The 9210-nt window shown below is 64.4% G+C and carries 8 protein-coding genes and 1 pseudogene; 1 reads left to right on the top strand and 8 read right to left on the bottom strand.

Annotation, left to right across the window (positions count from 1 at the left end):
- A pseudogene (locus QUG03_RS12515) lies at positions 1 to 443 on the bottom strand (hypothetical protein); the annotation flags it as partial.
- 161 nt (positions 444 to 604) lie between these two features.
- Positions 605 to 3145, bottom strand: a complete 2541-nt coding sequence (locus tag QUG03_RS12510) for a TonB-dependent receptor (protein WP_227107750.1) — start codon at positions 3143 to 3145, stop codon at positions 605 to 607.
- Positions 3146 to 3859: 714 nt separating this feature from the next.
- Between QUG03_RS12510 and QUG03_RS12505 the strand changes: the two genes are divergently transcribed.
- Positions 3860 to 4219: a DUF2325 domain-containing protein gene (locus tag QUG03_RS12505; RefSeq protein ID WP_019104007.1), complete on the top strand. Its 360-nt coding sequence runs from the start codon at positions 3860 to 3862 to the stop codon at positions 4217 to 4219.
- 116 nt (positions 4220 to 4335) lie between these two features.
- Here the strand turns inward: QUG03_RS12505 and QUG03_RS12500 are convergent, their stop codons facing one another.
- The 6 genes from QUG03_RS12500 to hpnE all read right to left on the bottom strand — a co-directional run bounded on the left by QUG03_RS12500 (position 4336) and on the right by hpnE (position 9208).
- Complete coding sequence (locus tag QUG03_RS12500) at positions 4336 to 4515, bottom strand: zf-HC2 domain-containing protein (RefSeq protein WP_107798721.1); 180 nt, start codon at positions 4513 to 4515, stop codon at positions 4336 to 4338.
- The gene (locus tag QUG03_RS12495) at positions 4512 to 5072 is read right to left on the bottom strand and encodes a sigma-70 family RNA polymerase sigma factor (protein ID WP_500820128.1); all 561 of its coding nucleotides are present in this window, start codon (positions 5070 to 5072) and stop codon (positions 4512 to 4514) included. Before QUG03_RS12495 ends, QUG03_RS12500 begins: the two co-directional genes overlap by 4 nt.
- An 82-nt stretch (positions 5073 to 5154) precedes the next feature.
- Complete coding sequence (gene radA / locus QUG03_RS12490; RefSeq protein WP_500820127.1) at positions 5155 to 6516, bottom strand: DNA repair protein RadA; 1362 nt, start codon at positions 6514 to 6516, stop codon at positions 5155 to 5157.
- A gap of 27 nt (positions 6517 to 6543) precedes the next feature.
- The gene (locus tag QUG03_RS12485) at positions 6544 to 7107 is read right to left on the bottom strand and encodes a hypothetical protein (RefSeq protein WP_107798718.1); all 564 of its coding nucleotides are present in this window, start codon (positions 7105 to 7107) and stop codon (positions 6544 to 6546) included.
- 15 nt (positions 7108 to 7122) lie between these two features.
- The gene (locus QUG03_RS12480) at positions 7123 to 7878 is read right to left on the bottom strand and encodes an SDR family oxidoreductase (RefSeq protein WP_500820126.1); all 756 of its coding nucleotides are present in this window, start codon (positions 7876 to 7878) and stop codon (positions 7123 to 7125) included.
- 61 nt (positions 7879 to 7939) lie between these two features.
- Positions 7940 to 9208 (bottom strand): hydroxysqualene dehydroxylase HpnE, encoded by a 1269-nt coding sequence (gene hpnE, locus QUG03_RS12475; protein WP_253315227.1) that lies wholly within the window; start codon positions 9206 to 9208, stop codon positions 7940 to 7942.
- Between the last annotated feature and the right edge of the window lie 2 nt (positions 9209 to 9210).

Raw genomic sequence — 9210 nt, 5'->3', positions numbered from 1 at the left:
TGCTGCGCCTTGCTCGGGTATTCCGGGGCTTGCAGCTGGGTGCAGTTGGCCTTGGCCGACACCGGGCCCTTGGGCGCCTCCACCGCCGGGGCGGGGGTGGGCGCCGGCTGCGGCGCCGGGTCCGAGGTGGTGGACTGGATCGCGTTGGCCGTGGAGGTGACCGGCGGCGGATTGACCACCGGCGGCACATAGGCTTGCGGCTTGGGCGCGGCGGTGGGCTGCACCACTTTTTCTATTTTGGGGGGCGGAGGGGGCGGAGGCGGCGGCGGTTCGCTGATGACCGCCACTTCCACTTTTTGCTGGATCACTTTGACCACGCCCTGGGCCAGGCCCGACACCAGCGCGTAGATCAACAGTGCATGGAAGACGATCACACCGACCAAGCCCGCGATGCGGCGCTTGGGCGGGGGACCGCCGATTCCTCTGGCTGTGATGCTCGTCATGTTTATACCCACAATTGCGGCGACTAGACCGGCCCCTCCCCGCCTTGTGAGCGGGCGGAGCCGGCGCGGCCGCCATTTGCCACTCCGGCCTTCGCGCGAAAGCCGGTTCCTGCGTCCTCCCTCCAGCCGGGGCGGCGCAAGGCCGTCCCGGCATGGCGGAGTTACATCTTGTAGCTGGCCTTCACGAAGTAGGCTCGGCCCACCGCGTCGGTGAAGCGCGGGTCATAGCCCTGGGGCGTGGTTTCGCCCTGATTGCTCCACGGCGGCAGTTGGTCGAACAGGTTCTTGATGCCGGCGGTCACGGTCAGTTGCTTGTTCCAGGCGTAGGATCCGGACAGGTTCCAGGTGGAGTAAGGCTTGACCATGTGGCTGGGGTCGGAATCGGTGTAACCGGACTTGTAAGCCTGGGCCAAGATGCCGCTCCACGAGCCACGCATCCAGTTCAGCGCCAGATTGTGCTGCCAGCGGAAGGTGGGGCTGCCGTTGACATAGGCGCCCAGATCGCTGTGGTAGTCTCCGCCCTTCTCGTACTGGAAGCTGTGCTTACTGATGTAAGTGCCGTCCAGATTCACCGTGAAATCGCCAACCGAGGTGCGCGGCAGACGGTAGGAGAAACCCAGGTCGACGCCGGCGGCGCTGGTGTTGCCCAGGTTGTCGGTGAGGTCGGTCACGTACAGCAGATTGTTCTTCGAATCCCGGACGAACAAATTGGCGTATTTGCCCGGGTTGGCGAAGATGGTCTGCTCGTTCAGCGAACCGATGGAGTTCTGGATATTGGTCCACCAGAAGTCCACGCTGGTGGTCAGGTCCTTGACCGGCTCCAGCACCATGCCGAAGGAGATGGACGAGGATTTTTCCGGCTGCAGGCTCTTGTTGCCGCCGGTCAGCAGATTTTGCTGCGTCTTGACGCAAGAGGACGAACCGGCGCCCGGCTGCGCCACGCCGCCCGGGCACAATACCGGGTCGGTGTAGTTCTTGGCGGTCAGCTGCTGCTGGGCGGGCTGATTGATGTCGTACAGCGACGGCGCGCGGAAGCCGGTGCTGGCCGAGCTGCGCAGCAGCAGTTGCGGCACCGGCTGGTACTTCAGCGACACCTTGGGATTCACCGAGCTGCCGGAATCGCTGTAGTGGTCGTAACGCACCGCCAGGTTGGCGTCCAGATGCTTGATCACCGGGATGTCCAGCTCGCCGTACAAGGCCTGGGCGCTGCGCTGGCCGCTGCCGTCGTTGGTTTTGGTCAGGCCGGTGCTCAGGGTGTCGGTGGACAGCGCATGGTTGTAGGTATGCTCGATGGTTTCGCGGCGCGCTTCGGCGCCGATGGCCACCGCCAGCATGCCGGCCGGCAGTTGCAGCACTTCCTTGCTGACCTTGAAATCCGCCAGATCGAGTTTGGACTTGGCCTGCTCGATGCGGCCGCTGGACGAGAACGGTTTCCAGGCGGCCGGATCGGAAGTCCCTGGATCGAAGCCGCTGTTCAACGCGTTCTGCAGCTTGCTCTGGCTCAGGTAGCCGCCGTCCAGATCGTGGGTGACCTTGCTTTCCGAGTGACCGAGGCCGGCGCGGTAGTCCCAACCGGCGATCAAGCCCTCCAGATTCATCTGCAAACGCTGGGTGGTGGCGGTGGTGCTGTCCACGCGCGCGCCGGCCGGCACCGAGCGGCCATACACCGGGAACGGGCCGTCCGCCGGGTTCTGACCCGGCGCGGTCGGCGAAGTCACGTCGCCGGAGAACGGCGTCGGCGCCACCCAGGTGGTGTTCTTGGTTTCGGTCACCAGATATTGCAAGGACAGCTCGTGGTCGCCGATGCGGGTGGTGCCCTTGAGCACGCCGGTCTGCTGCTCGACCTCGGGCTGGATGGACGGATACAGCGAATACAGCTGCGAACAGGCGCCGCTGCCGTCCGGCGTCGAATACGGCGGCGCGCAATTGGGCGAACCGGTAATCAGGTCGCCGCTGGGCAACAGGTAGTTGGGGGGAAAGCTGTTGACGCTGCGCTTGGTGCTGCTGGTGATCTGGGACGCGAAATCACGCTGGGTGGCCATGATCTTGTTGGTCTTGTGATACTCGTAAGCGCCGTAGATATTGAAGCCGTCCTTACCCAGATCGCCGTAGCCGTAGGACAGATTGACGCTGCGCTCCTGGCCGCCGGAACGCTGCGGGGACAGAAACTCGCCGCCGATGGACAGGCCCTGCATGGTTTTCTTGGTGATGAAGTTGATCACGCCGCCGATGGCGTCGGTGCCGTAGATGGCGGAAGCGCCGTCGCGCACCACTTCGATGCGGTCTATCACCGTCAGCGGAATGGCGTTGAGGTCGACCGAGGTGCCGTCCATTGGCTGGTTCACGATGCGGCGGCCGTCCAGCAGGATCAAGGTGTACTGGTGACCCAGGCCTCGCAGGCTGGCGTAGGAAGCCCCCCCGGTGGAAGCGCCCACCGCGGCGTTGGCCCCCTGGGAGGACTGGTTGGCGGCCAGGCTGTTGACCACTTGTTCAACCGACGTCATGCCCTGTTTGATCAGGTCGTCGGTCTTGATGATGGTCATCGGGATCGCCTGCTCCTGCTTGATGGAGCGCTTGATGTTGGAGCCGGTGATCTCCACTCGGTCCAGGGTGCCGCTTGCGTCGTCCGCATGGGCCAGAGGCATGGCTCCGGCGCCGAGCATGGCGAGCGCCAGCGCGATTCTCTTCTTGCGATAGTTCATGATTCTCCAATCCCTTGTAAGTTCATCCGGCCACTGACCTCGTCGGGTTTATGGCTCTATTCAGAGCATCGTTGTGCTCATTTTTTGATCTGAACCGAAGGCGATCCGAGTGTGCGAATTAATCATGATCAGCGTCAATAAACTTTTCCGCGGCGGCCCCCCGCCATCTTCATAGCGAGCAGGCACTATGTTTTAAGCAATGATTCTTAAGGGCTCAAAACCTTTATTAAACAAGCGTCTAACCGGTATTAGAAATCCAATATACAAAAACCCTCATCGCATACTTAGAGCAGAAACTACAAAAAAAAGGCATGCATCTATCCCGTAAGCATGTTGCTTTTTTGCAATTGCGTTAAAAACAGCGCAGCGTAAATACTTCTTATTCTGTGTTTTTAATACTTGTTACATGTAAAAAGCTGGTGGCTGCCATGCATTATTCAGATGTCACTTTCTAAATCTCCTCCGGCAGGCGGCGCGGCCGCGGATTACGCCACGCCGGCCAGCCGGCCGCGCTCGCCCCGCGCGCCGGCCCGGCATGAAGCGCGCTCATGCAAGACCCGCCGCCGGCGCCGCTCTCTCGGGCAATCGGCCCACGCGGCGCGACCGATCCGCTACAGTTCACCCCTGTCCTGATTGCCATTTTCAAAGTTTGTGATTGACCGGCTAAATGATAACGATTATCATTTCTAAAAATTCACCCAGGAGGGATGTCCAATGAATGCCATGCTTGTGGGAGCCGATACCCTCGGCAATATTCCGGATGTGCTGCGCGATTTCGGCATCAACATCCATCGTCACGTCAGCGGCCGCAACAGCTCGCACCAGCGCAAGGTGGACCGCCTGCCGGCCGGCACCGACCTCTTGATTCTGTTCACCGATTTTCTGGGCCACAACGTGATGCGCCATTTCCGCGAACTGGCCTCGGAAAACCAGATCCGCTTCATCGCCTGCCGCCGCTCGGTCTGTGCGCTCAAGCAATCGCTCACCGGAGCCGGCCTCAACGACAGCCAATGCGCCGCCTGCCCGCACCAGTGCGCGGCGGCCAAGAGCGGCGGCGGCAAGCGCAAGCGCTGATTTTTTCTTACCACCCTTGAAGTTAAAAGCCGGCTTGCGCCGGCTTCTTTTTATCCCGCCCCGCGGGCAAGAAAAAACCGGCCAGAAGGCCGGTTTCCCCTTGCGCTTTCAAATGGCTACTCCCCGCGCCCCGCCTTGCGCGCGGCCTCCCCCAACTGCTTCAGCTGTTGCGAGAAATTGCGGCAATTGCCGCACATGAACAGGTGCACGCGCAGACGCACGTGTTCCCACTGGCTCAAGGGACGATCCTGCGAGGCCGAGATCAAACGGCTGGCCTGACGACAACTCAACTTCATACGCTAGCCTCCCGGCTCCAGCGAATCGAAAAACATTCCCGCAAGCTCATGCGGGCGCGATACAGCAATACGGAACAGTTAGTCGCGCTGATCTCCAGATTCTTACAGATCTCCGCGATCTCCATGCCCATCACCTCGCGCATCACGAACACCATCGCGGTGCGGCGCGGCATCACTTCCGAACACTGCTCGAACACCTCCCAGAACTGGCGCGAGATCAAGGACTGCTCCGGCCCGCTCCAGGCCTTGACCGGCTCGCGCCAGTGGCCGTCCCGGCTGAACAGACCGTCGAAATCGCCGTCGTCGGCCTCGTTCTCCAGCGATTCGAACAGCTTCTCCTTGCCCTTGCGGCGCAAGGCGTCGATCAGCTTGAAGCGCAGGATGGAGGTCAGCCAGGTGCGCAGCGTGGATTTGCCGCTAAAGGAGGTGCGGGACTCCAGCGCCGCCAGCAGCGTTTCCTGCACCGCCTCGTCGGCGGCGTCCTTCTCGCGCAATTGCGCCAGCGCGTAGCGGAACAGATAAGGGCGTTCCGCTTCTATGTCTCGGTCTTCTATCATTCGCTATCCGCTTTCTTAGAGTCTGTTTACGATCTCGCGAGCTAAAGCGAGACGCAGCAGATCGTAAACAGGCTCTTGCCGCTCACTCGCGGCAGAATTCCACCGCCTGATCCAGGCGCTCCACCGCGATCACCCGCAGCCCTTCTATCGGCTGGCGCGGGCTGTTGGCCTGCGGCACGATGGCGCGGGTGAAGCCCAGCTTGGCCGCTTCCTTCAAGCGCTCCTGGCCGCGCGCCACCGGGCGCACCTCGCCGGCCAGACCCACTTCGCCGAACACCACCAGCTTTTCCGGCAAGGGCTTGTTGCGCAAGGAGGACACCATGGCCAGGATGATGGCCAGATCGGCCGCCGGTTCGTTGATCTTGACCCCGCCCACCGCGTTGAGGAACACGTCCTGGTCGAAGCAGGCGACGCCGCCGTGACGGTGCAGCACCGCCAGCAACATGGCCAGGCGGTTCTGCTCCAGGCCCACGGTCAGGCGCTTGGGCTGGAAGCCGTGGCAGTCGTCCACCAAGGCCTGGATTTCCACCAGCAAGGGCCGGCTGCCCTCCTGGGTGACCAGCACGCAGGAGCCGGACACATCGTCGCGGTAGGAGGACAGGAAGATGGCCGAGGGATTGGACACGCCCTTGAGGCCGCGGTCCGTCATCACGAACACGCCCAGCTCGTTGACCGCGCCGAAACGGTTCTTGATCGCGCGTATCATCCGGTAATTGGAGTGGGAATCGCCCTCGAAATACAGCACGGTGTCCACCATGTGCTCCAGCACGCGCGGGCCGGCCAGCGAACCCTCCTTGGTGACGTGTCCCACCAGCAGGATGGTGATGCCGGTCTGCTTGGCCATGCGCGTCAGCTGCGCCGCGCATTCTCGCACCTGGGACACCGAGCCGGGCGCCGAGGTCACTTGGTCGGTGTACAGGGTCTGGATGGAGTCGATCACCGCCACTTCCGGCTGCTCGCGCTTCAGCGTTTCCAGGATGGTTTCCAGCCGGATTTCCGCCAGCAGGTTGACGCGCTCGGTGGCCACCGCCAAACGGGTGGCGCGCAGCGCGATCTGCTGCGGCGATTCCTCGCCGGACACGTAGAGCACTTTGCGGCGCGCGCCGATTTCGGACAGCGCTTGCAGCAATAGCGTGGATTTGCCGATGCCGGGATCGCCGCCGATCAGGATCACCGCGCCGCGCACCACGCCGCCGCCCAGCACCCGGTCCAGCTCGTCGATGCCGGATGGGTCGCGCGGCACTTCCTCGGTTTGCACATCGGACAGCTTTTGCACCTGGGTGGCGCAGTCGCTCCAGGACTGGAAACGGGCGTTGGCCGCCGGCGCGGCCTGCACCGCCTCGGTCAGCGTGTTCCAGGCGTTGCAATGCGGGCATTGGCCCTGCCATTTGGGCGTTTGACCGCCGCACTCGGCGCAACTGAATACGGTTTTGATTTTTGCCATCAGGACAACGGAAAGAAGTGGGCGGGCTCAGCCGTGCGAACCAGGCGCAGGGCTGTTCTTATTGAGTTCATTGATGATGTTGAGCAGGCGTTTCTGCTCCGGCTCCGCGCCGGAGGCGGCCTTGGATTTTTCCCCGCCTTCGCCGGCGGGCTTGTTGCGGATGGCCGCCAGCACCGCCTCCACTTGCGGATCGGTGCGCGCGGCGCGTTCGGCTTCTTCGTTGCTCAGCGGCCTGGGGCCGGAGGGAGAGGTGTTGGCGCTGGATTTTTCCGCCGGCGCGGACGCGGCGCCGTGGCCGCTGGCGGTGGGCGCCGGCATGCCGGCGGAGGCGGAGGCTTCCCGTGGCGGCTCCATGGTGTCCAGCTTGTTCTTGGCCATGTACTCGTTCATCTCGCGCCAGCCGGCGTAAATCGCCGCCTTGTCGGCTTCGGGATTGCGCAGATAGCACTCTTCCAGCGAACGGCCGGTCTGACGGCAGGCCGCGCCTATCGCCTTATTGGCGTCCTTGGTCAAGCCGGTGACGTTGCCCACCCAGTTGCAGCCGGTCAACGCCAGCAACAGCGGCAACCATAGCCATCGCCCTATGCTCATGCCTCCCCCTTCCCCTCAAGCGCGCCGGGCGCGCAAATCCAGTTCCACGATCTCGCCGCTGCGGCCCTGGCTGGCGGGCCCCAGCCAGTACAGCAAATGCGGCATCAGTTCGGACAGATTGCCGCGTTCGGACTTGTCCTCGCCCGGGTGGGTGCGGTTGCGCTGCGGCGAATTCACCGGCCCCGGGATCAGCTGGTTGACGCGCAACTGCGGGTAAACGTCCCATTCATTGGCCGCCACCTGGGTCAGGTAGTTGAGGCCGGCCTTGGACGCGCCGAAACCGCCCCAGTACGGCGCCGGGTGCAAGCCGTGGGTTTCGCCGACGAACAGCACCGCCGCGTCCGGCGAATCCTTCAACAGCGGCAGACAGGCTCGGGTCAGCGCGAACGGCGCCACGGTATTGATCCGGTACTGGTCCATCCATTCTTCCACCGTCTGATTGGACAGCGGCGACAGCGCGTAAAAATGCGAGGCGCAGTGCAGAATGCCGTCCAGGCGGCCCAGCTCGCGCTTGATCATCATCGCCAGATTGTTGAAATCGCCCTCCGCCGCCTTCAGCAGGTCCAGCGGCACCGCCGCCGGCTCCGGCCCTCCGGCGGCCGCTATTTCATCGTAGACCTTCTCCAGGCCTTTGACGCTGCGCGCCAGCAACACCACGGTGGCGCCGTGACGCGCCAACGTCAGCGCGGCCTCGCGGCCCATGCCCTGGGAGGCGCCGGTAATCAGCACCACGCGGTCCTTGAATGCGTTAGAGGCGATATCTGTCGTCATTTTTTTTCGCTATCTTGTAATCAGGGCCATCGGCGGCGCGCCCCTGCGGCCGCCGGATGGCTCACAGTCTTCCAATCACCGCGCGGGCGGCTGCGACGCCGCTTCGGACGGCCCCCTCCAAAGTGGCAGGATAATCAGCATGCGTCCAATCTCCCGCCAAATAAAGCGATTGTACCGGGCTTGGCTGCGCCGGTCGCCTCATATCGACCAAACTGGCAAAAGTGGCCCGCCGCTCCGCCAGCACCCGGAAATCAAGCCGCCGGCCGGCGCGCGGATCAAGCCGGCGCACGTCGGCCTCCACCAAAGCAGCCAGTTCCTCTTGCGCAAGCGCGTCCAGATGCTGCGGCGCGCTCATCACCGCGGCCACCCAGCCGGTCTCGCCCATCAGCGCGCCGCGGTCGAACAGCCAGTCGCCGACGCCGCCGCTGCAGGCGCACATCGGCGCCGGCAAACGAACCGCGCCTTCAAACTGCAGGTAGACGGTGTAGATGGGCCAATAACGATAAGCATCGGTCAGCTGGCGCAGCGCTGGATCCGCCGTCAGTTCCGCAGCGTGATACGGCGCCACCGCCAGCACGGCGGCGTCGAAGCGCTCGCCGTCCACGCTCACCCCCGTTGAATCCGCCGCCACGCCGCGCACGCGCCGGCCGGCGCGCAGATCCGCGCCGCGCGCCGCCAGCCAGCGCCAGGCCGGCTCCGGGAACAGGGCGGACAAGTCCACTTTGGGCAGCAAGAGATCGCTGGCGGCGCGCTCCGCGCCCAGGCTGTCGCGCAGCACCGCGGCCAGCACCCGCATCGACGCCTGCTCCGGCGGCGTGTTGAGGCCGGACAACACCAGCGGCCGCCAGAATTCGCGGATCAGCGTTTCGGACTGCCCTTGCTCCAGCAGCCATTGCGTCACCGCGCAGTCCGGCTCCACCCGCCAGCCCTGCCCTTTCAAACGCTGCAAGGCCAGCGCCAGCCGGGCCTTGTCGCGCCAGCTTATGCCGCGCGCCGTCAGCAGGCCGGCCGCCAGATGCAAGGGCGCCGGCAGCCGCGGGCAGCTCAGGCTGATGCCGCCCTGGCGCCGCCAGTTCATCGGCAGGCGCAGCAAGGCCCGGCTCTCGTCCACGCCCACCGCGGCCATCAGCCGCAGGCATTCGCGATACGCGCCGATCAGGATGTGCTGGCCGTTGTCCAGCCGGCTGCCGGGCACGCCGATGCGGCGGGCGCGGCCGCCCGGCTCGCGGCCGGCCTCGAACACGGTCAGCTCCGCCCGCCCGGCCAGCTCCACCGCGGCGGCGAGGCCGGCCCAGCCGGCGCCGATCACGGCGACGCGCGGCCTGCTCATGC

The sequence above is a fragment of the Chromobacterium sp. CCUG 30098 genome (genome assembly GCF_059916605.1).
This window is presented reverse-complemented; position numbering and strand designations above follow the sequence as displayed.